The sequence below is a fragment of the Variovorax sp. Soil_C_12 genome (assembly GCF_057657375.1).
The window spans coordinates 40,873-60,120 of sequence record NZ_JBDGIO010000015.1 but is presented as its reverse complement, the minus strand read 5'-3'; the positions used below and the strand labels follow the sequence as shown (position 1 = coordinate 60,120).

At 65.8% G+C, this 19,248-nt stretch carries 23 protein-coding genes; 11 read left to right on the top strand and 12 right to left on the bottom strand.

Annotated features, from left to right (window positions below; all coding sequences use genetic code 11):
• The first annotated feature begins 16 nt into the window (after positions 1-16).
• Genes AC3A6X_RS29505 through AC3A6X_RS29480 form a run of 6 tightly spaced genes read left to right on the top strand, consistent with a single transcriptional unit; the run spans position 17 to position 4,587 of the window.
• A complete protein-coding gene (locus AC3A6X_RS29505) occupies positions 17-595 on the top strand; it encodes an NADPH-dependent FMN reductase (RefSeq protein WP_487845495.1) in 579 nt (192 codons plus the stop codon).
• Positions 592-1,506, top strand: a complete 915-nt coding sequence (locus AC3A6X_RS29500; RefSeq protein ID WP_487845494.1) for a branched-chain amino acid ABC transporter permease — start codon at positions 592-594, stop codon at positions 1,504-1,506. Before AC3A6X_RS29505 ends, AC3A6X_RS29500 begins: the two co-directional genes overlap by 4 nt.
• Positions 1,507-1,510: 4 nt before the next feature.
• A complete protein-coding gene (locus AC3A6X_RS29495) occupies positions 1,511-2,458 on the top strand; it encodes a branched-chain amino acid ABC transporter permease (protein ID WP_487845493.1) in 948 nt (315 codons plus the stop codon).
• A gap of 15 nt (positions 2,459-2,473) precedes the next feature.
• Positions 2,474-3,217: an ABC transporter ATP-binding protein gene (locus tag AC3A6X_RS29490; RefSeq protein ID WP_487845492.1), complete on the top strand. Its 744-nt coding sequence runs from the start codon at positions 2,474-2,476 to the stop codon at positions 3,215-3,217.
• Entirely contained in the window at positions 3,214-3,933 is a 720-nt protein-coding gene (locus tag AC3A6X_RS29485) for an ABC transporter ATP-binding protein (protein ID WP_487845491.1), read from the top strand. Before AC3A6X_RS29490 ends, AC3A6X_RS29485 begins: the two co-directional genes overlap by 4 nt.
• 3 nt (positions 3,934-3,936) lie before the next feature.
• Entirely contained in the window at positions 3,937-4,587 is a 651-nt protein-coding gene (locus tag AC3A6X_RS29480; RefSeq protein ID WP_487845490.1) for a flavin reductase family protein, read from the top strand.
• A 13-nt stretch (positions 4,588-4,600) separates the two neighbouring features.
• Here AC3A6X_RS29480 and AC3A6X_RS29475 read toward each other — a convergent pair whose 3' ends face one another.
• Together AC3A6X_RS29475 and AC3A6X_RS29470 are read right to left on the bottom strand one after the other, a co-directional pair.
• The gene (locus tag AC3A6X_RS29475; protein WP_487845489.1) at positions 4,601-5,581 is read right to left on the bottom strand and encodes a LysR substrate-binding domain-containing protein; all 981 of its coding nucleotides are present in this window, start codon (positions 5,579-5,581) and stop codon (positions 4,601-4,603) included.
• Positions 5,574-6,593: an AraC family transcriptional regulator gene (locus AC3A6X_RS29470; RefSeq protein ID WP_487845578.1), complete on the bottom strand. Its 1,020-nt coding sequence runs from the start codon at positions 6,591-6,593 to the stop codon at positions 5,574-5,576. Before AC3A6X_RS29470 ends, AC3A6X_RS29475 begins: the two co-directional genes overlap by 8 nt.
• A gap of 93 nt (positions 6,594-6,686) precedes the next feature.
• Between AC3A6X_RS29470 and AC3A6X_RS29465 the strand changes: the two genes are divergently transcribed.
• On the top strand, positions 6,687-7,499 hold the full coding sequence (locus tag AC3A6X_RS29465) for an SDR family oxidoreductase (protein WP_487845488.1): 813 nt from the start codon (positions 6,687-6,689) through the stop codon (positions 7,497-7,499).
• A 252-nt stretch (positions 7,500-7,751) separates the two neighbouring features.
• Here the strand turns inward: AC3A6X_RS29465 and AC3A6X_RS29460 are convergent, their stop codons facing one another.
• From AC3A6X_RS29460 to AC3A6X_RS29435, 6 genes are read right to left on the bottom strand one after another with little or no spacing between them, the layout of a single operon-like run.
• The gene (locus AC3A6X_RS29460) at positions 7,752-7,934 is read right to left on the bottom strand and encodes a hypothetical protein (protein WP_487845487.1); all 183 of its coding nucleotides are present in this window, start codon (positions 7,932-7,934) and stop codon (positions 7,752-7,754) included.
• A complete protein-coding gene (locus AC3A6X_RS29455) occupies positions 7,931-8,542 on the bottom strand; it encodes an NADPH-dependent F420 reductase (protein WP_487845486.1) in 612 nt (203 codons plus the stop codon). The genes AC3A6X_RS29460 and AC3A6X_RS29455 overlap by 4 nt, the downstream gene beginning before the upstream one ends.
• A 21-nt stretch (positions 8,543-8,563) precedes the next feature.
• Positions 8,564-9,166, bottom strand: coding sequence for a malonic semialdehyde reductase (locus tag AC3A6X_RS29450; protein ID WP_487845485.1), 603 nt, complete (start codon positions 9,164-9,166; stop codon positions 8,564-8,566).
• A gap of 15 nt (positions 9,167-9,181) precedes the next feature.
• A complete protein-coding gene (locus AC3A6X_RS29445; RefSeq protein WP_487845484.1) occupies positions 9,182-9,370 on the bottom strand; it encodes a hypothetical protein in 189 nt (62 codons plus the stop codon).
• On the bottom strand, positions 9,355-10,059 hold the full coding sequence (locus tag AC3A6X_RS29440) for a pirin family protein (RefSeq protein ID WP_487845483.1): 705 nt from the start codon (positions 10,057-10,059) through the stop codon (positions 9,355-9,357). Before AC3A6X_RS29440 ends, AC3A6X_RS29445 begins: the two co-directional genes overlap by 16 nt.
• A gap of 15 nt (positions 10,060-10,074) precedes the next feature.
• Positions 10,075-10,665, bottom strand: coding sequence for an NADPH-dependent FMN reductase (locus AC3A6X_RS29435; protein WP_487845482.1), 591 nt, complete (start codon positions 10,663-10,665; stop codon positions 10,075-10,077).
• A 201-nt stretch (positions 10,666-10,866) separates the two neighbouring features.
• Here AC3A6X_RS29435 and AC3A6X_RS29430 point away from each other — a divergent pair, with 201 nt between their 5' ends.
• Entirely contained in the window at positions 10,867-11,808 is a 942-nt protein-coding gene (locus AC3A6X_RS29430; protein ID WP_487845481.1) for a LysR family transcriptional regulator, read from the top strand.
• Positions 11,809-12,521: 713 nt separating this feature from the next.
• On the opposite strand, the gene AC3A6X_RS29425 is transcribed toward AC3A6X_RS29430, so the two are convergent.
• Complete coding sequence (locus tag AC3A6X_RS29425; protein WP_487845480.1) at positions 12,522-13,445, bottom strand: LysR family transcriptional regulator; 924 nt, start codon at positions 13,443-13,445, stop codon at positions 12,522-12,524.
• 110 nt (positions 13,446-13,555) lie between these two features.
• Between AC3A6X_RS29425 and AC3A6X_RS29420 the strand changes: the two genes are divergently transcribed.
• Positions 13,556-14,443, top strand: a complete 888-nt coding sequence (locus AC3A6X_RS29420) for an NmrA family NAD(P)-binding protein (RefSeq protein WP_487845479.1) — start codon at positions 13,556-13,558, stop codon at positions 14,441-14,443.
• Between the two features lie 299 nt (positions 14,444-14,742).
• Positions 14,743-15,720 carry an ABC transporter substrate-binding protein gene (locus AC3A6X_RS29415; protein ID WP_487845478.1) on the top strand — a complete coding sequence of 326 codons (978 nt, stop codon included), beginning with the start codon at positions 14,743-14,745 and terminating at the stop codon, positions 15,718-15,720.
• A gap of 110 nt (positions 15,721-15,830) precedes the next feature.
• Here the strand turns inward: AC3A6X_RS29415 and AC3A6X_RS29410 are convergent, their stop codons facing one another.
• Positions 15,831-16,763: an alpha/beta fold hydrolase gene (locus AC3A6X_RS29410; RefSeq protein ID WP_487845477.1), complete on the bottom strand. Its 933-nt coding sequence runs from the start codon at positions 16,761-16,763 to the stop codon at positions 15,831-15,833.
• 19 nt (positions 16,764-16,782) lie between these two features.
• Complete coding sequence (locus AC3A6X_RS29405) at positions 16,783-17,550, bottom strand: SDR family oxidoreductase (RefSeq protein WP_487845577.1); 768 nt, start codon at positions 17,548-17,550, stop codon at positions 16,783-16,785.
• A gap of 175 nt (positions 17,551-17,725) precedes the next feature.
• Here AC3A6X_RS29405 and AC3A6X_RS29400 point away from each other — a divergent pair, with 175 nt between their 5' ends.
• The gene (locus AC3A6X_RS29400; RefSeq protein WP_487845476.1) at positions 17,726-18,601 is read left to right on the top strand and encodes a LysR family transcriptional regulator; all 876 of its coding nucleotides are present in this window, start codon (positions 17,726-17,728) and stop codon (positions 18,599-18,601) included.
• Positions 18,602-18,748: 147 nt separating this feature from the next.
• Here AC3A6X_RS29400 and AC3A6X_RS29395 read toward each other — a convergent pair whose 3' ends face one another.
• The gene (locus tag AC3A6X_RS29395) at positions 18,749-19,219 is read right to left on the bottom strand and encodes a hypothetical protein (protein WP_487845475.1); all 471 of its coding nucleotides are present in this window, start codon (positions 19,217-19,219) and stop codon (positions 18,749-18,751) included.
• Positions 19,220-19,248: the final 29 nt, after the last annotated feature.

Sequence of the window (19,248 nt, the reverse complement as noted above, 5' to 3'; positions counted from 1 at the left end):
GCACGAGGAACAGATCGTGAAACCCAAGATCCTCGCGTTTGCCGGCAGTGCGCGTGCCGGCTCCTACAACAAGAAGCTCGCCGCGGTGGCAGCCGGGCACGGACGGACCATGGGCGCCGATGTGACCGTCGTCGACCTGCGGGACTTTCCCATGCCGATCTACGACGGCGATGACGAAGCCCGGGCCGGATTGCCCGAGACTGCACACACGTTTCGCACGCTCCTGGCCGAGCACCAGGCGCTCCTGGTGGCTTCACCGGAGCACAACGGGTCGGTCACCGCCCTGCTGAAGAACGCGCTCGACTGGAGTTCCCGCAGCGCTGACGGCGTCGACGGCCTCGCGCTCTTTCGCGGCAAGACAGTGGGCCTGGTGGCGGCGTCGGCCGGCCCCTTCGGCGGCGTGCGCTCGGTGGCCCATCTGCGAGGCATCCTGAGCAAGATGGGCGCCACGGTGCTGGCGGACGAGGTCCTGGTGGCGGGCGCGGCGGATGCATTCGACGAATCCGGACGGCTGACCAACGCCCTGTCGGACCAGCTGACCGAGCAGCTGATGTCCCAGCTGGTCGCGAGCGCCAAGCGGAGCGACGCACCATGAGCGCGTTGTACGAATCGTCGCTCAACGGACTGCAGTTCGGCCTCATGCTGTTCCTGCTGGCAGCCGGATTGACGCTCGTGTTCGGCATCATGGACATGATCAATCTCGCGCACGGTTCGCTGTACATGTTCGGCGCCTACCTGACCGCGACCCTCGTCCAGGCGACCGGCTCGTTCCTGGTCGCCGTGCCCGTCGCGCTTCTGTCCACCGCCGCGATCGGCATGCTGCTCGAAGTCTCGGTGCTTCGAACCCTCTACCGGCGGGATCACCTGTCGCAGGTGCTCGCCACCTTCGCGCTCATTCTCGTGAGCAATGAAGTGGTGCGGCTGATCTGGGGCCCGCAGCCGATCAAGCTGAACATCCCCGACATGCTCTCCGGGCCGGTCGCCGTGGGCGGCGGCGTCTCGTACCCTGCGTACCGGCTGCTGGTCATCGGCGTCGGCATCGCGGTCGCGACCGGGCTCTACCTGATCGTCGCGCGCACCCGAATCGGCATGTGGGTTCGCGCCGGTGCATCCAATCGCGAGATGGCAACTGCGATGGGCGTGGATATCAAGCGACTCTTCACCTATGTCTTCGGATTCGGCGCGATGCTCTGCGGCCTAGCCGGCGCGATGCTCGGCCCGCTGCTCTCGGTCCAGGTGGGCATGGGCGAAAGCATCCTGATCCTCGCCTTCGTGGTGGTCGTGATCGGCGGCATCGGCTCCATCCGGGGAGCGCTCGTCGGCGCGATGCTGGTGGGGCTCGTCGACACGGTGGGCCGCACGGCATTGCCTGCGCTGTTCGGCGTCTTCTTCTCCCCCACGGTCGCATCGGGCCTGGGCCCCACGGCGGCGTCCATGCTGATCTACGTGCTGATGGCCGCCGTTCTCTTCTTCAAGCCGCGCGGCCTCTTTCCTGCAAGGGGATGACACCATGTCACTTCATCAATCCGTCCGCATTCCGCTGGCCGCCGGGCTGCTGCTCGTTGCCGTCGCCCTGCCCTTTGCAGCGTCGGCGCTGAATCATGATTTCTATGTCGGCGTGCTGACCCGCATCATGATCTTCGGCATCGTCGCCACCAGCCTGAACCTTCTCATCGGGTTCGGCGGGATGGTGTGCTTCGGGCACGCGGCGTTCTTCGGGCTCGGCGGCTACGCAGTGGGAATCCTCGCCCACCACGGCCTCCACTCCGCCTGGCTTGCCTGGCCGCTGGCCATGCTGGTGGCGGCATCGGCGGCGGTGATCATCGGCGCCATCAGCCTTCGCACGCACGGCGTGTACTTCATCATGATCACGCTGGCCTTCGCGCAGATGCTCCACTACATGTTCGTCTCGCTGGCGGACTATGGCGGCGACGATGGCCTGGCCATGAGCCAGCGCTCGTCGCTGACCGCGGGACTCGATCTTTCGCAGGACACGGTCTTCTACTACGTGGTGCTGGGCCTGCTGCTCCTGGTGCTGGCCTTCGTCCAGGCGCTCGTCAACTCGCGCTTCGGCCGCGTGCTGCAGGCGACCAAGGAGAACCAGCAGCGCACGGAGGCGATCGGCTTCCCGGTATTCCGCTACAAGCTCATTGCCTTCGTGATCGCTGGAGCGATCGCCGGCCTCGGCGGCGCATTGATCGCCAACCAGAACGGCATGGTGAGCCCCAGCCTCATGTACTGGACGCAATCGGGCGCCCTGATGGTGATGGTCATCGTCGGCGGCGTGGGCTACGTGTACGGCGGAGTCCTCGGCGCGCTCATCCTGCTGCTGCTCGAAGAGATCCTCGCCACCTACACCATCTACTGGCAGCTGCCGCTCGGGTTGCTGCTGCTCGGCATCGTCATCTATTCGCGCAACGGCGTCGCCAGCCTTCTGTCGCGCCGCCGGACCACTTGAAGCGAAGGACCTGCCATGCTCAAGATCGAAAACCTCGTCAAGCGCTTCGGCGGCCTCGTGGCGACCGACCATGCGAACCTCACTGTCCAGGCCGGCGAGATCCATGCGTTGATCGGCCCTAACGGCGCGGGCAAGACGACATTGCTGCACCAGATTTCGGGCTCCCTGCGCCCGAACGCCGGTACCATCGCCTTCGACGGCCGCGACATCACCCACACGTCCATGCACGACCGGGTGCGCATGGGCCTGGCCCGGTCTTACCAGATCACCAACACCTTCAAGAACTTTTCGGTGCTCGACAACGTGGCCCTGGCGGTGCAGGCACGCAGCGGATCAAGCTATTCCTTCTTCGGCCCAGCTCGCCGCGAGCGTCAGATCTTCGACCAGGCGCATTCGGTGCTCGAGCAGATCGGCCTGGCCCGCAGCGCCGACGACCTGGCAGGCAGCATCGCGCATGGCCAGCAGCGGCAGCTCGAGCTCGGCATCGCCCTGGCAACGAACCCGAAGCTGCTGGTGCTTGACGAGCCGATGGCGGGCATGGGGCCCGACGAGTCGCAGGAGATGGTCGCCCTGCTGGAAACGCTGCGCGGCAAGGTCACCATGCTGCTCGTGGAGCACGACATGGATGCCGTGTTCCGCCTGGCCGACCGCATCTCGGTCCTCGTGTACGGTCGCGTGGTCGCGTCGGGCTCTCCCGACGAGATCCGCGTCAGCCCGGAGGTTCAGAAAGCCTATCTCGGCGAGGAGGTCACGGCATGAGCAACAACATTCTCGACGTAGAAGCGCTGCAGACCTTCTACGGGGACAGCCAGGTGCTCTTCGGCATGTCCCTCCACATCGAGGCCGGCGAGATGCACACCCTGCTCGGGCGCAACGGAATGGGCAAGACGACCACGGTGCGCAGCATCTTCGGCCTGACGCCCTGCCGCGGCGGCGCGGTGCGCTTTCTCGGCGACCGCATCGACAAGCTGTCCGCGGACAAGGTGGGCCGGCTCGGCATCGCGCTCGTGCCCGAGGGGCGGCAGATCTTCCCCAATCTCTCGGTTCGCGAGAACCTCGTCGCCTTCGCGCGCGCCGGTGCCCGGGCGGGGATCGGCGACCGATGGACGCTCGACCGGATCTACGCCATCTTCCCGCGGCTGCGCGAGCGCGAGAGGAACATGGGCAACCAGCTCTCGGGCGGTGAGCAGCAGATGCTCGCGATCGGGCGCGCGCTGATGACCAATCCGCGCCTGCTCATCTTGGACGAGGCCACCGAAGGGCTGGCACCGCTCATTCGCGAAGAGATCTGGCGCTGCCTCGAGCTGCTGAGGGCGGCGGGGCAGACCGTGCTGGTGATCGACAAGTACGTCGACCGCCTGATCAAGATCGCGGACCGGCACACGATCGTGGAACGCGGGCAGGTCGCATGGCAGGGCTCGTCGAAACAGCTTTCGGCCGACCCCGCGCTATGGCAGCGCTACATCGGGGTTTGAGCCATGAAGCACGTTTCGATGGCGCACCTCGGCAACATGCAGAAGTACTGGCTCATCACCGGCAGCATCGGACCGCGCCCGATCGCCCTGGTGACCTCGCTCGGCGCTGACGGACTGTGCAATGCGGCACCCTTCAGCGCGTTCAACTACATGGGGGAGGAGCCTCCGTTGTTCGTCATCGCGATCGACCGGTACGGAGAGGAAAGCCATCGGCCGCGCGAAAGGAAGGACACGCTCGTCAACATCCTCGAGCGCAAGGAGTTCGTCGTGAACATGGTGGACGAGCCGATCGCGGAGCGCATGGCTCGCTGCGCCACCGACTACCCCTCACGCGTGTCCGAACCGCAGGTGGTAGGCCTGGACCTCGCGCCGAGCAAGATCGTCCGGGTGCCGAGGATCGCGGAGGCCCCGATTTCGTGGGAATGCGAGCTTTTCAGGACCATCGAGTTCTCGGAGCATCGCACGCTGGTCTTCGGAGAGATCGTTTCGATGGCCTTCAAGGATGAACTGCTCGACGAGGACCGCATGCGCGTTCATGTGGACCGCTTCGCGCCCTACGGACGGCTGGGCGGCCCCAACTACGCGCGCACCACAGATCGCGTGCAGCTGCGTGTGCCGACCTTCCTGCCTTCCGTCGGAGCGCCCAGGGAGTGAGGCAGGCGGGCCATCAGTCGACAACCTGGGTCAGGTCGGCTGCAGCCCGCCGGAGGCACACGAGGAAGCGCTTGCACGAGGGCGCCAGGTCCTTGTCTGCGCGGATGGAGAAGCCGACGCGCCCCGCGTTGTGCATCGCGGGCATCGAAAGGATCGCCAGGCTGCCGGCCTTCATCAGTTGCAAAGCCGCAGCGCGCGGCATGAACGAGAGCAGGTGACTGTGCAGCATGAGCCCGAGATTGGCGAGCAGCGACAGCGATTCGACCCTGGGCATCGGGACCGGGATGCCGGCGTCGTGGAACATCTTCTCGGCCGCCATTCGCGCGGGCGATTCGGGCAACGGGAAGATCCAGGCGGCATCCGCGAGCTCGGCGACCGCGACATCTTCTCTTCCGGCGAGCAGATGGCCGGCGCTGCAGACCACGCTGAATTCCTCGCCATAGAGTTCCTCGTGCCGGATCGGCAGCGCGGTGTAGAGCTGCGAATCCCGTTCGGGCAGCCGGCCGACGACGATGTCGATCTCGCCCGTCATGAGCCTGGGGAACAACTGCGCCGCGGTCCCCTCCTGGATGGTGACGAGCACGCCGGGTGCCTCCTCCTGCATCTGCGCGATCGCTCTCGGAAGCAGCACGGCCGAAGCCGCGATCAAGGTCCCGACGATGAGGTGCCCGGTGTCGCCTTTGCGAAACGCGTGGACCTCGTCGGTCATGAAACGAAGCTCCGCGATCAGCGAACGGACGCGGCGACCGAGCATCAGCCCGAACTCGGTCGGCGTCACGCCGCGATTGGAACGGTTGAACAGCTCTTCATCGAAGAGCGATTCCAGCTCGAAGATCGCCTTCGAAATCGCGGGCTGGGTCAATCCGAGCTCGTTCGCGGCTCGGATGAACGATCCGGTGTCGAGCACCCGCGCGAAAACCAGCATCTGGCTCAGCTTGAGCTTTCGGCTCAGGTTGATCGCGGAGACCGGCCGCGCGTCGAGGCGTTCATTCATGGTTCAAGCTCCGTTGTGTTTCTGGCGTTGCCGGCGAATCCTCGATCGCGGCAGGCGCGTTGCCGACTGCGGCCGCGCGGTCTGCGCGCGCAAACGAGCCGGGTGACACGCCAACCGAACGGCCGAAGGCGGCGCTGAAGGCGCTGGCCGATTGGTAGCCGACGCCATGCGCCACTTCCCCGAGCGAGAGTCCGTCGTGCCGCAGCATGTCCTTGGCCAGTGCCATGCGCCAACGCAGGACGTACTCCATCGGCGGCACGCCGAGCACCTGCATGAAGCGGGCAGCGAACGCGGCCCGAGACATTCCCATCTCGTCGGCCAGGCTCTCGATCGTCCAGCGGCGCGATATGTCTTCATGAATGAGGCGCAGCGCCTTGGACATGCGGGCATCCGCCAACCCGGCGAGCAGGCCGGCGGGCGGCGCGACCTCGTCTTCTTCGGGGGAACGCCAGCGCAGCGCCTCGATCAGCATGACCTCGACAAGCCGGGTCAGGATGGCATCCCCGCCCGCCCGTGGCGTCGCGCTCTCGTCGCCGACGGAGCGTGCAATCCAGGTGAGCCGCTCTGCACGCGGGTCATCGGCCTTGATGTGGACGACGGTCGGCAGCAGGCCGACGAGCAGAGGTGCGTTGGTGGGGTCGAACAGGAAATACCCTCCCAGCATTCGCACGGCCGCCTCGTCTCCCTGCGTGCCGTGCCGGACCTCACGGGCCGCGCTGGCTTCGGCGATGCGCATCGTGGGCCGCGCCAAAGCTTCGAGGTCGCTCCCCATCCGGAAGCCCGGCGTGGCCGGGAGCAGGACGTAATCGCCCGCCTCCATCAGGAAGGGTTCCGCGGACTCCAGGGCGAGCCAGCAGGACCCTTTCAGCATCAGGGCAAAACTGGGCTGGCCGTAGTTGGGGTACTGCACCGCCCAGCTGCCCGCTCCGCTGACGAACTTCGACAACACGGTTCGCGGACGGAGCAAAGCGACGATGGCGGCAAGCGGGTCTGAATTTAGACGATCTCGCATAACCAAGAGACTAAACGTCGTTGATCGTCTTGGTCAAGGCGCCTAGCATCGATCGCTTCTATCGACTGTCGTCTAACTTCAAAGGATCGAAACATGAAAACCGTGCTTATCACAGGCTGCTCTTCAGGCTATGGCAAGGCGACGGCGGAGCACTTTCTCGAGCGGGGCTGGAATGTCATCGCCACGATGCGCCACCCCGATCCCGGCCTGTCAGGGCACGAGCGCTTGCGCGTGCTCCCGCTCGACGTGACCGACGATGCCAGCATCGAGCGTGCCATCGGGCTCGGCATCGCCGCCTTCGGCAAGATCGATGTCCTGGTGAACAACGCCGGCATCGGCCTGTTCTCGGCATTCGAGGTCACCCCCCGGCAGACCATCCGCGAGGTCTTCGAGACGAACACCTTCGGAACCATGGCCATGACCCATGCCGTCATTCCGCACATGCGCGAGCGCGGCGCAGGGACGATCATCAACGTGACATCCAGCGTTTGCTTCGCGGGCATGCCGATGGTGGCGCCGTACGCTGCCAGCAAGTGGGCCATCGAGGGCTTTACCGAATCGCTGTTCTATGAGCTCGACTCGGTCGGCATCCGCGTGCGGCTCGTCGAACCCGGCTACGGCCCGGGGACCGCGTTCACCGCCAATGGCATGGAGCGCATGAGCGGCCTGATCTCTGCGCCTTACCAAGGCTATGCCGGTCAGTTGATGGCCCAGTTCAAGGACGCGGGCGCCGTGACTGTTCCGGAGCAGGTCGCGATCGCCGTGTTCGCCGCGGCGAACGACCAGACGGAGAAGCTGCGCTTTCCCGCCGGCCCGGACAGCGACCATCTGGCGAACGCGCGCTGGAACAGCACCGACGAGCAATTCCTTTCCGGAATGCGCTCGATGCTTCGCATCAGGAAGTGATCGGGCGTCACTGCCTGGCGGCAGCCCGCACGCGCCTGCCATTCGATCGAGGCGTTGCCCCTGCCCTACCCACGTTTTTCCGCCGAGGCTCCAGAGCCTGCGTTCAGGCATGGCGTGGGCCGATTTCTCATCATCAACGACTTGCGCACGCCCCGGTCAAAGTTAGGCCGTTAATTTGATGAAATTCCGGACTAACCTTGAACGAACTCAATGAGTTCCTCCAAGGTTGTCTCACCTGGTTACCCAAGGAAATCAACCGCTTGCGAGCGCCGTTTTCAAAGTTGCACCGGTCGGCTTTTCAAAGTTCTGCCGGAGCCGGAGCAGCGAGCCCGGCGTCCCGTCGGCGTTGGCACGCGCCCGTGTCATCGGCGCCATGATGAAGCGGGTCTGCAGACGCAGGCCGCCGAGCGTCGCCGGGGCAAGGAGCTCCTTCATGCGCGCAGTTCCATCTTCACGAGGTTGGGTCCGGCCAGCGGCCCGCCGGGTGGCTGGAACAGCCGGCTGCCGGTCTCGATGTCGCCCATGTCCACGCCGAAGAATCCCAGGCGTTCGATCAGGGCTGCGACCTCCGCCTTGGCCCACGCGTCGTCGCTCGCATAGAACAGCACGCGCTGGCCACCCTCCCTCGCGGGCTCGGCAGCAAGGTTCCAGAACGCGTTGTGGTTGAAGGCCTTGACCACGCGTGCGCCCGGAACCATCTCGGCCACCACCGCCGTCGATGCGCGCCCGCAGATGTCGATAGGTGGCAGTGGCTGCTTCTGCAACGGGTTGTTCGTATCAACCACGATGCGCCCACCGAAATCCGGCAGGCCTGCAAGCGCCTCGGGTAGGCGGGTCCATGGGACAGCGACGAACACAATGTCCTTCGCAGCCGCTTCCTCGCGCGTACCCGCCGTGATCGATGGTCCGAGCTGTGCGACGAGATCGTGCAGGGTCTGTGGCTCCCGGCTGTTGGAGAGGGTGGCTTCGATGCCGTGGCGGGCGAGTTGCTGGGCGATGGCTGCGCCGATCTGCCCGGCGCCGATGATGCCGATGCTAGTCATGGGAAGGGTCTTTCTGTTTGATCACGCCAGCCGGCAGGCTTCCTCGAAGCTCAGCCGCGGGTCGCGTGGGTAGAGCCTGGCGTCGTCGCCGTGGCCGATGGAGCAGATGAAGTTCGTCTTCCACGACGTGCCCTGGAAGAAGGCTGCGTCCAGCAGTTCGTTGTGGAAGCCCGACATCGGGCAGACGTCCAGGCCCAGGCCGCGCGCTGCCAGCATGAGATAGGCACCGGTGAGCGAGCTGCTGCGAAAGGCGATGGACTCGGCAAAGGCCGCATCCGCCTCGAACATCGGCTTGAAGTTCGTGCGCGGAAACAGCCGCGGCGCCTCGTCGAAGAAGCGCGCGTCCTGCGCGATGATGGCCGTCACCGGCGCCGACCTCACCTGCTCGGGGTTCCTGCCCATGCCTTCAAGAGCCGGGTAGAGCTTGCGCCTGCCGTCCTCGGACCGCACGAAGACGATACGTGCCGGCTGCAGGTTGCCGCTGGTCGGCCCCCACTTCACAAGCTCGTACAGGGTCCGCAGCAGGTCGTCCGGCACCTTTCGGTCGGTCCAGTGGTGGTGCGAGCGCGCGTCGGTGAACAACTGGGACAGCGCGGCGGGGGCAAGGGCTTGGCGAGCGGTCATGGCGTCCTGCCGCCTTTAAAGCGCACGCGGGCTCAGTCGACCCTGTTCGACCAAGCGCCTGCTGCCGACCGCCTGGATGTGTGCCTCGCCATCCGCCAGCGCCTGCGGCGAGGTGTGGACCGAGTAGTAGCCCAGGGCCAGCTCGTGCGGGTGCGGCAGGGCGGAGCCGAGGATGAACTGCGTGTCCGTCAGCGCTTCGAACACGATGGGCTCCTGCGACTCTTCAAAAGCGACCAGCTCCTCGGGGTGCAGGCGCACGCCATCGGCGAGCAGAACGCCTTCCACCGCTGAGGACCAGAGCACGCTGTGCCCGGGTGGGGGGTGTACGTCCAGCGCTCACCCGCCCCCAGCTTTACCGCCAAGAAGTTCATCGGCGAGGGAGCTTCGATGGCGCTGCCAACACCGCCGTAGTGGCCCAACAGCACGCGTGCGGGCCCTGCGCTGACGATCTGCTCGGTCGGCTGGAAAGCGGCCACCGTCGGGCCAAGTTCCAGCGCAGGCGGCAGTGCCACCCATAGCTGGAAGCCGCGCACGCGCCCCTGGTTCTTGTCACCCACGCTGCCGCCGTGCCACATGCCGCGCCCTGCCTGCATCCATTCCACGCCACCACTGGGCAACACCACGGTTCGGCCGTCGGGATCAATCAGGTCCATGCGGCCGTCGATCAGGTAGGACAGCGTCGCGATGCCCGAGTGGGGATGCAGCGCGCCCACGAACGGCGGGCCCTGCATGTCGAAGAAGTCCAGAAACACGAACGGTTTTAGGAGCTGGCCGAAGTCCGACGGGCTCATGAGGCGGACTGCAGGGCCGTTGCGGCGGCCCTTGGTGCGGGCGACGATCCGGCGCGGCTGGACCGCGGCGCTGTCTGCGACTTGTTGTGCGACGGCTGTCATGTGGATCACCTTCCGTCACGCGGTCGCGTTGCGCGCGGTCTTGAGCGCATGCGCCCACCACAGCAGGTCGTCGATGAGCTTGCCGGCCTGGTCGTCCTGGGCCGCCAGCGCCGCAGCGATCTCGTCGGTCTTGCCCTGGAAGTGCGCAAAGATCGCGCCGACCGGGATGTGCACGGCGTTGCGGATGGGCGCCATCTGCAGTTCGATGGACGTCTCGCGCAACTGCTGCACCGCGCGGGCGCCGCCCACGCTGCCCCAGCTCACGAAGCCGATCGGCTTGCGCTGCCATTCGGGGTAGACCCAGTCCAGCGCGTTCTTGAGCACGGCGGGGGCGCCATGGTTGTATTCGGGCGTCGCGACGACGAAGGCGTCGGAATTGCCGATCTGCTCCGTCCAGCGGCGCACGGCCTCGTTCTCGTAGGGCGGCCGGCCTGGAATGCCCGGGAGCATGGCGCTGTCGAAGAACGGCAGGTCGTAATCTCGCAGGTTCAGCACGCGCGCGGTCAGGCCGGCCCGCTGGTCCAGGTGGTTCTTGATCCAGCGCGCGGGGGCTTCGGAAAAGCGGCCTTCGCGGGTGCTGCCGACGATGATGGAAACGATGGTCATGAGGGGCTCCTGGGTGGGTAACGGCGTGAAATTGCGCCGTTGAAGCCACAACTGTAGAAACGCATCAATCACAGATAAAGATGGCGCAACGGGATGCACTCGTTCAATAATCTGCGTAATGCCAATCCCAACTGAACCACCCCGCAAATCCTGGCGTCGCCGCAACTGCACCATGGCGCATGCGTTCATGGCGGCCATCGCATGGACCTGAACGACATCGCCCTGTTCGTCAACGTGGTGCGGGCCGGCAGCTTTGCCGAGGCGGGCCGCCGCCTCGGCATGCCTCCCAGCACGGCCAGCCGGCGCGTGCAGGCGCTGGAAGCCGCACTCGGTGCGCGCCTGATGCAGCGCACCACCAGACGGCTCGTGCTCACGGATGCCGGGCGCAACTTCTTCGCCCAGTCTGCCGACCAGGTCGATGCCCTGCAGCGCGTGGCGGGCCAGGTTGCCAGCGATGCAAATGAGGTGGCAGGCCGGGTGCGCGTGGCCGCGCCAGCCGACTTCTTCAACTGGTTCCCGGCCGAGGCCGTGGCACGCTTCACCGAAATGCACCCAAAGGTGCGCCTGGAGTTTGAGCTGAACGACGCGCGCGTGGACCTGCTGGGCGAGGGCATCGACGTCGCCATGCGCGGCGCCGACCGCGACCCTTCTCTAATCGCGCGCAAGCTCGGAAGCAGCCAGGCTACGCTGGTCGCGAGCCCTGTCTACCTGGCAGCGCGCGGCGAGCCGGCACTGCCGCGCGATCTCGCCGCGCACGACTGCATCACCGCACCGGCCCGTGGCGGCCCCAAGGCGGTCTGGCGCCTGGGTGGACCGAGGCGTGCTCCAGCGCCGGTCGAGGTCGACGGCCCGTTCCAAGCCAACACGGCTTCGGCGCAACTCGCCGGGGCGATTGCCGGGATGGGCATTGCGTTGCTGCCGGCAGCGCTGAGTGCGCCGCACGTGACGGCCGGACGATTGAAAGAGGTGCTGCCGGACTTCGCGACTGGGTCGATCGGAGTGCACCTCGTCTACCACAGCCGCAGGCAACTGCCTCGAGCGGTATCCGCTTTCATTGACTTCGCGGCCAGCACGATCAAAGAACTAGGGTTAATGCAGGACGCTTCTCAGAAGCGCTCCAAGGCAAGGCTAGCTCCTGGCTAGCACGGCAGCAGACTCGCAGCTCGTTCTGCTCAGCGCGAGCAACTACCCGCAGCCAAGGCCTGGTGTGCGCTCCAGAACGGGCATTGGCTTTAACTTTTCGAGCGCCCGCTCCTGGCCGGTGGCCGTCTATCGCTGCGGAGACCAGCGGACGGTGAGTATGCATGCCGGCTGGACTCCAAAGGCGCGGTGGAGAGGTCTGGGCGCCAAATGACAAAGTCACCACGGCGGCGCAGGGTGTGCGCCATAACATCCTGCGACGCGAAGTCGCCGGTCACCGAGAACTCAAATCCTGAACTCGCTGGTCGGGCTCACCAAGACTGACATCGTCCTCCCTTCGCTCAGCGGCTTGAATTCGCCGTTTGGATTGCCTGCCGGATGAGAGAACCACGTGACGCATAGCCCAGCAGCAGGTTCGTCGGCAGGCGTGGCGGGGGTGGCTTGATGCCCCCTTGGTCCAGTCGCTGAATCCGACAAACCAGCCGGTCTTTGGGTGTCCATATCGCCGGCGTTGCCGAACTCGATGTTCTGCGCGAGAACGTAGGCCTTGGCCAGCGGCTCACGATTGGGCGTTTCAGTCGCTTGGTGCAGAAGTATGTCTTTCCGGAATGCGGACGATGCTTCGCAGGGCGAAGGGAGCGCGGGGCCGCGGGAGGTTACGGGTCGGCATCCGGCGCGTTGAGCGGGCCGCACCCGGCTCACGCATTGGCGCGACCTCATCCCTCGCCGGCTTCGTTCACGAGGCTTGCCACGAAGTCCAGCAGGGCGCGTGTCTTGGCCGGCACATGGTGCCGGGAGGGGTGGTAGGCATACAGCGGGAAGCGCTCGTCCGGCCAGTCCGGGAACAGGGGCACCAACTTCTTCGCGGCGATGAAAGACTCGGCCCCCAGCTCGAACAGCTGGGCGATCCCGTGGCCGGCCAGGCAGGTGCTGTAGAGGGTGCCGGCGTCGTTGACCGTCAAGGCCCCGTGGACGGCAACCGTGAGCCTGCGGCGGCGCTGATGGAACTCCCAGGGAAAGGGCCGGCCGGTGGTCGAGTCCCGGAACAGGATGCACCGGTGGTGCCCCGTCTCGAGTTCCCGCGGCTCCGACAGGTGTCCGTGGCGCCGGATGTAGCCAGGAGACGCCACCGTCAGCACCCGCGTGTCGAGCAGCTTTCGCGCCACCAGGGAGGAAGGTCGCGGATGTCCGAATCGAATCGCCAGATCGAAGCCTTCGGCCACCATGTCGCCCAGGTCGTCGCGGCTGCGCAATTCGATCTCCAGGTCCGGGTGGCTGTCCAGGAAGGCCCCCAGTCGCGGAGCCAGGATGAGGCTGGAAAAGAAGGGGTCGATGTTCACCCGCAGGCGGCCCCGCACGGCCGCTGCGCCACCCGCGGCCCTGGCGGTGACTTCCGCCAGCGCGCTGACCAGCGGCATGACCTCCTCGTAGAAGCGCCGCCCCTCTTCGGTCAGTCGCACCGATCGGGTGGTGCGATCGAACACCCGGATGCCCAGCCGTGCCTCCAGCCGCTCGACGGCGCGGCTCACGCCAGACTGCGACATGCCGAGCGCTTCGCCGGCGCGTCCGAAGCTGCGCGTGTCGACAACGGCCGCCAGGACATCGATGCCTTCGAGCATCTGAGCGCTGAAATGGGTCATTGATGATTTCCACGCATGAACGAAATGCTTTTCATGCTATCGCTCTTTGCTGGCAAGCTCCGCAGAATCTCGTCAACCGGCGCGCGGTGCGCCGAAGCAGGAGAAAGAAGATGTTCGTCGTCACGGGAGCCACCGGCAAGGTGGGCGGCCAGGTCATCAGAAACTTGCGGGCGGCAGGCTTGCCGGCCAGGGCTGTCTTGCGAGACAAGGCCAAGGCCGCGGCCTTGGGGGCCCTGGGTTGCGACACCGCCTTCGCATCGATGGACGACGCGGCCGCGCTGGCTCGCGCGTTTTCCGCCGCGGAAGCCGTGTTCGTGCTGTTGCCGCCGGTGTTCGACCCTTCGGAGGGCTTTGCAGAAACGCAGGTGAACGTCGCTGCGCTCGTCACCGCCTTGCAGCGGGCCCGGCCCCGGCGGGTGGTGGCCCTGTCCACGATCGGCGCACAGGCCGCGCAAGTCAACCTGCTGACGCAGTTGCAGATGATGGAGCGCGCGTTTGCCGCACTGTCCATGCCGATCGCCTTCCTGCGCGCCGCATGGTTCATGGAGAATGCCGCCTGGGATATTGACGACGCGCGGTCGCTGGGCGTAGTGTCGAGCTTCCTCCAGCCGCTCGACAAGCCGGTGCCCATGGTCGCGACGGCGGATGTTGCTGAGACGGCGGCGCAGATGCTGCAAGACAGCTGGGAGGGGCCCCGGGTGATCGAACTCGAGGGGCCGGTTCGGGTCACGCCATCAGTGCTAGCTGCCACGCTGGGCCGACTGCTCGGGCGCGAAGTCGTCGCCCGCGCCGTGCCGCGCGCGACGTGGAAAGCGCTGTTTCGCTCGCAGGGCATGGCCAACCCCCTACCACGCATGCGGATGCTGGACGGCTTCAACGAAGGTTGGATCGAGTTCGAGGCCGCTGCCGGCGCGACGCGAAAGGGGAGGACCGGACTCGACACGGTGTTGAGCGGTCTCGCGGCTACACCCCCAAGGCAGCCGGGCGCCTCGTCCTGATGCCGCAGGAGCCGCGGCGCGGATTCTGGCCGGGGGCACGCGATGGGACTACGAGAACGAAACCAACACGCGGGCTGGTCGGTCGTTGGAGGAGAAGTTTGCGTTTCCGCGCTGCACTTGCCTGCGACTCGAAGGTCTGCTTACGAGCAAATTGGAGGACATTGGCGAGCGACCGGTAGTGGGCCACAACCAGACGTCGCGCCTAGTCACTCCGAAGCTGACGTTCGACGGCACTCTTGACCCTGCAGCATGGCGTTCAGGCGTAGACTTTTTGGCAGCGTTTCCGGAGAGGAAAGAGCATGAACAGCGTGCAGCGCAGGTGCTTCCTGATCGCAACCGGGACAGTTGTTGCCAAACCGCTCGCTGTGACGGCGCGACAGGCGGCAAAGGTCTATAGAGTCGGCGTTCTGTTGGTCGGGACGGCGGACGTGCCGCCGCTGCTCGGCGCACTCGTGGAGGGGCTGCGCGATCTCGGCTATGTGGAAGGGCGCAACATCGTCTTCGAACACCGGAACGCAGACAGGCTGGAGCGGCTTCCGGAACTTGCTGCGGAACTGGTGCGGCTGCGCGTGGATGTCATCGTCACCGGCAGCACGCCGCTGGCCGCAATCGCCAAGCGCGCGACCTCGACAATTCCGATCATCATGATCGCCGCAATCGATCCAGTGGGCGCGGGGATCATCGCGAATCTGGCGCGACCCGGTGGAAACGTGACCGGCTTGACGAGCGATGCGAGCGCCAAGCTATTCAGCAAGAACCTCGGACTGCTGACGGAGATCGTTCCCAGACTGTCCCGGGTGGGAGTTCTCCGGCAGGCCGACTACGGAAGTAGTGGCTTCACCGAACTCGAGGCCGCCGCGCGGAAACTGGGTGTGACGCTCTACGTCGTCGAGGTTCGCAGCCTGGATGAACTGGATGGCGCGTTCGCGGCGATGCTCGGCGAGCGGGTCGGTGCTGCCATCGTCTTCGGCTCGTTGTTCTACCAGCGCCGGCGGCAGGTTGCAGATTTGGCGCTCAAGCATCGCCTGCCTGCCATTCACGCTCTGAAGGACTATGCGCAAGCAGGCCTGCTGATGACTTACGGGCCGAACCTGCTCGATCTCTATCGGCGGGCGGCGAGTTACGTCGCGAAGATACTCAGTGGAGCCAAGCCACAGGAGCTCCCGGTCGAGCAACCCACGAAATTCGAGTTGGTGATCAACCTCAAGACCGCCAAGGCCCTCGGACTCAACATCCCGCAGCCTCTGCTGCTGCTGGCGGACGAGACGATTCAGTAGCCGAGCGGATTGACCGCGCCCCCCTTAACTCATCGCCGCGAAGCGGCCGGTCGTATCGGTACCGGCCCCGACCTGTCATTCCACCATCAGCCGACAGGCGAGCCGATGTTTTACGGAGACGCCAGGAACTCCTGCACGGCCTTCACCGTCGTGTCCGTCGCCTCTTCCATTAGCCAGTGGCCTGACGCTGGAACGACCAGTTCGGTCACCTTCGTCGCGGCATTGCGCATCACCACGGCCTCGTTGGCGCCGAACGACTTCTCGCCGCCGATCGCAAGCACCGGCATGGTCAGCCTGGTCTTGACCGACTCGGCATTGTCTTCGGCATCTTTGCGGATCGACAGGAACTGCGCGAACGCGGCCTTCATCGCACCCGGTCGGGCGTAAAGCTTGGCGTAATGGGCGCGTGTGCCTTCGTCGATCTTCGTGGGGTCGGCGGCGAATTCGTTCCAGAAGCGGTCGAGGTAGATGCGCTCGCGTCCCTTCACCAGGCGCAGCGCTTCCTTGCCACCAAAATCGAAGTGCCACAGCGCGGGCGAGCGCACGATCTGCTCCCAGGGCGGGACGCCAGGAACCGGCGCATCCATCACGACCAGCTTGGTGGTCTTGTCGGGATAGCGCGCGGCGTACGCATAGGCCACCATGGTGCCGATGTCGTGGCCCACGATGTCGGCCTTGTCGATGCTGAGCTGGTCGAGAACGGCACGGACGTCGCCGGCCTGGGTCTTCTTGTCGTAGCCGCCTTCGGGCTTGGACGACAGGCCCATGCCGCGCAGGTCGGGAACGACGACGCGGTGATCCTTCGCCAGCGCCGCTGCGAGTGGCGACCACATGTCGCCGGTGTCGCCGAAGCCGTGGATCAGCACGACGGCCGGTCCTTTGCCACCGACGCGGACATGCAACTTCACGCCATCGGCCTGCACCGACATGGTCTTGAAGCTGGATGGATAGGGCTTGGGCTGTGCATGCGCCGACAGGGTGGCCGCTAGGGAGGTGGCCGCCAGCAGGCCGATCCCCAATGCACGTTTCAGAGGGCTGAACATGATGTGGTTCTCCTTAGGTTCAGGTGCGGGTGATCGAGACGCCGCCATCGACGAGCGAGGCCGTGCCGGTGACGAAGCTGGCGTCGTCGGACGCAAGATACAGCACGGATCGAGCCAGCTCTTCCGGCTTGGCGACGCGTTTGAGCGCATGCAGGTTGGTGATGAACGACTGCGACTCCGGCGTGTCGTTCATGTCGCGGTACATCGCAGTGTCGACGGCGCCGGGCAGGATCGCGTTGACGCGCACGCCCTGGGGGCCGTATTCCGCTGCCAGGGCTTGCGTCAGTCCGATGAGGCCGGACTTGCTCGCCGCGTACGCCGCCACGCCGGGGAAGGCTGCCGTGTAGCCGACGAAGGTCGAGGTGAAAATCACGGAGCCGCCGCCGTTCTTCTGCATCTGCGCAATCTGGTGCTTCGCGCCGAGGAACGAGCCGGTCAGATTGATGGCGAGCGCATCGTTCCAGCCGGCCTCGGACACGCCGGTGCTGGCGCCGCCTTCGCCGAGCGTGCCGGCGTTGTTGAACGCAACGTCGAGGCGGCCGTAGCGCTTCACCGCCAGGTTGACCAGCCCCCGCGCGTAGTCCTCCGAGCGCACGTCGCCAGCCAGCGCGACGGCCTCGCCGCCGGTGGCGTTGATCTCTGTGACCAGCTTGTCCAGTTCGGAGGCGCGACGCGCGCCGACGACCAGCTTCGCACCTTCGGCCGCGAACAGCAACGCCGAGGCGCGGCCAATGCCGGAACTTGCGCCGGTAACGATGGCAACCTTGCCTTCGAGTCTCTTGCCCATGATCAGTCTCCTTGAAGTGGTGGGAGTGGATGAATCGATGGGCTCAGTGTGCTCAGGGACGGTTGTTTTGATAAGCCGGCAGGTTTCGGTTCTTTTGTTCGGAAAGGTCGGACAATGGCCTTGAAGCCTGCAACTAGGAGAAGGCATGCTCAAGCTGGATGGGATCTCGAGCTTCGTGGCCATCGCGGAGGTCGGTTCGATCAGCGCGGCCGCGCGGCGGCTCAACCTGTCAAAGTCGGTCGTCAGCGAGCGCCTCGCCGAACTGGAACGCGGCCTGGGCGCACCGCTGTTCCATCGAACCACGCGCAAGCTCAGCCTCACTGAGGACGGCGCCGCCTTCCTGGAGCGCGCGGTGCGCATCGTGCGCGAAGTCGACGATGCGGCGGCCGAGGTGAGCGAACGTCGCGGAAAGCTCACCGGGCCGATGCGTCTCTCCGCGGGTGTCACCTTCGGCCGCATGCATCTGGGACCGGCCTTGTACCCGTTCCTCGCGAAGAACCCGAGCATCTCACTGACGCTGGAACTCGACGACCGACGGGTCGACGCCTCGGCAGACGGCTTCGACGCGGTCATTCGCCACGGCGCGATCGCGGACACGCGGCTGGTCGCGTGGACGCTGGCCACGAGCCGGCGCTGCCTCGTCGCTTCGCCGGAATACCTGAAGCGCAACGGCCGGCCGAAGTCGCTCGCCGACCTTGAACAGCATCGAGCGGTCTACTACCTGAACCGTGGCGTCGCCGACTGGCGCTTCATCGACGTGCGCTCCGACGAGTTCGTGCGCCCCGCAGCGGCACTGCGCGTCAACAACGGCGACATGATGCTCGACGCTGCGCTTGCGGGCCTGGGCCTGGCGCTGCTGCCGACCTTCATCGTCGGCGCGGCCTTGAAGGCCGGTTCGCTCGTTAACGTCGGAGTGGGCCAGGCCGCCGCGCAGGAGTTTGTCTACGTCGCTCATCCGGAAGGGCGTCGCGCATCGGCCAAGCTGCGCGCACTCGTCGACTGCCTGCGCGAGGCCTTCGGCGACCCGCCATACTGGGATGCGGTGGGCTGAGCAGGCCCGGCAGGCTCAGTGCATCGCGGTGCGATGCCGCGCGAGGTCGTCGCGCACCATCCGGGCGATTCAACGACTTGCGGCTTGCCAAGAGTGCCTCCGCGAAGCGGACCTTCTTGAACATCAGCTCATGGCCGATACGCGGCGTCATTGCTGGAACTCGAACGTTCCAGGCATTGCACTGACCATTTGTGCGCCGGCCGCCACAAGACGTTGCGCCTCGTCGCCGATGTAGTAGCTGCCGCCTGGCAAGCGGGTCCAGTTTGCCTTTATCCAGCGGGCCAGCTGGGAGTAGTAAGGCCGGGTTAGTTGTGCAAGCGCCCGAACGTCGTCACTGTGTTGGATGTGCCCGCATACGAGGTATGGACTCTTGAAGTAGCTCCGCATGTAGGTAAGCATTGGGTCGCGCGCATCTGTCAGAAGCACCTGAGGCGTGCCGTAGGGATGCAGTTCGGATTCGGCGACGGCGCTCAGATAGCAAAACGGCCCAAACGCTGGGCTGGCGTTCACGGCTTGCCCGAGCTTTGGCGAGACGAGCCGGAGGCCGAGCGACAAGGCGAAGCTCTCCAAGGCTTCTTGGTCGGCCTGACTTGCATAGAACCCGATGCTGCCGGTCACATTTGGTGCCTCATGTCGAAGGTCTGCTG

Coding starts and splice junctions, on each gene's coding strand:
- AC3A6X_RS29500 (WP_487845494.1), top strand. CDS start 592: ATGAGCGCGTTGTACGAATCGTCGCTCAACGGACTGCAGTTCGGCCTC.
- AC3A6X_RS29495 (WP_487845493.1), top strand. CDS start 1,511: ATGTCACTTCATCAATCCGTCCGCATTCCGCTGGCCGCCGGGCTGCTG.
- AC3A6X_RS29490 (WP_487845492.1), top strand. CDS start 2,474: ATGCTCAAGATCGAAAACCTCGTCAAGCGCTTCGGCGGCCTCGTGGCG.
- AC3A6X_RS29485 (WP_487845491.1), top strand. CDS start 3,214: ATGAGCAACAACATTCTCGACGTAGAAGCGCTGCAGACCTTCTACGGG.
- AC3A6X_RS29480 (WP_487845490.1), top strand. CDS start 3,937: ATGAAGCACGTTTCGATGGCGCACCTCGGCAACATGCAGAAGTACTGG.
- AC3A6X_RS29475 (WP_487845489.1), bottom strand. CDS start 5,581: ATGAATGAACGCCTCGACGCGCGGCCGGTCTCCGCGATCAACCTGAGC.
- AC3A6X_RS29470 (WP_487845578.1), bottom strand. CDS start 6,593: ATGCGAGATCGTCTAAATTCAGACCCGCTTGCCGCCATCGTCGCTTTG.
- AC3A6X_RS29465 (WP_487845488.1), top strand. CDS start 6,687: ATGAAAACCGTGCTTATCACAGGCTGCTCTTCAGGCTATGGCAAGGCG.
- AC3A6X_RS29460 (WP_487845487.1), bottom strand. CDS start 7,934: ATGAAGGAGCTCCTTGCCCCGGCGACGCTCGGCGGCCTGCGTCTGCAG.
- AC3A6X_RS29455 (WP_487845486.1), bottom strand. CDS start 8,542: ATGACTAGCATCGGCATCATCGGCGCCGGGCAGATCGGCGCAGCCATC.
- AC3A6X_RS29450 (WP_487845485.1), bottom strand. CDS start 9,166: ATGACCGCTCGCCAAGCCCTTGCCCCCGCCGCGCTGTCCCAGTTGTTC.
- AC3A6X_RS29440 (WP_487845483.1), bottom strand. CDS start 10,059: ATGACAGCCGTCGCACAACAAGTCGCAGACAGCGCCGCGGTCCAGCCG.
- AC3A6X_RS29435 (WP_487845482.1), bottom strand. CDS start 10,665: ATGACCATCGTTTCCATCATCGTCGGCAGCACCCGCGAAGGCCGCTTT.
- AC3A6X_RS29430 (WP_487845481.1), top strand. CDS start 10,867: ATGGACCTGAACGACATCGCCCTGTTCGTCAACGTGGTGCGGGCCGGC.
- AC3A6X_RS29425 (WP_487845480.1), bottom strand. CDS start 13,445: ATGACCCATTTCAGCGCTCAGATGCTCGAAGGCATCGATGTCCTGGCG.
- AC3A6X_RS29420 (WP_487845479.1), top strand. CDS start 13,556: ATGTTCGTCGTCACGGGAGCCACCGGCAAGGTGGGCGGCCAGGTCATC.
- AC3A6X_RS29415 (WP_487845478.1), top strand. CDS start 14,743: ATGAACAGCGTGCAGCGCAGGTGCTTCCTGATCGCAACCGGGACAGTT.
- AC3A6X_RS29410 (WP_487845477.1), bottom strand. CDS start 16,763: ATGTTCAGCCCTCTGAAACGTGCATTGGGGATCGGCCTGCTGGCGGCC.
- AC3A6X_RS29405 (WP_487845577.1), bottom strand. CDS start 17,550: ATGGGCAAGAGACTCGAAGGCAAGGTTGCCATCGTTACCGGCGCAAGT.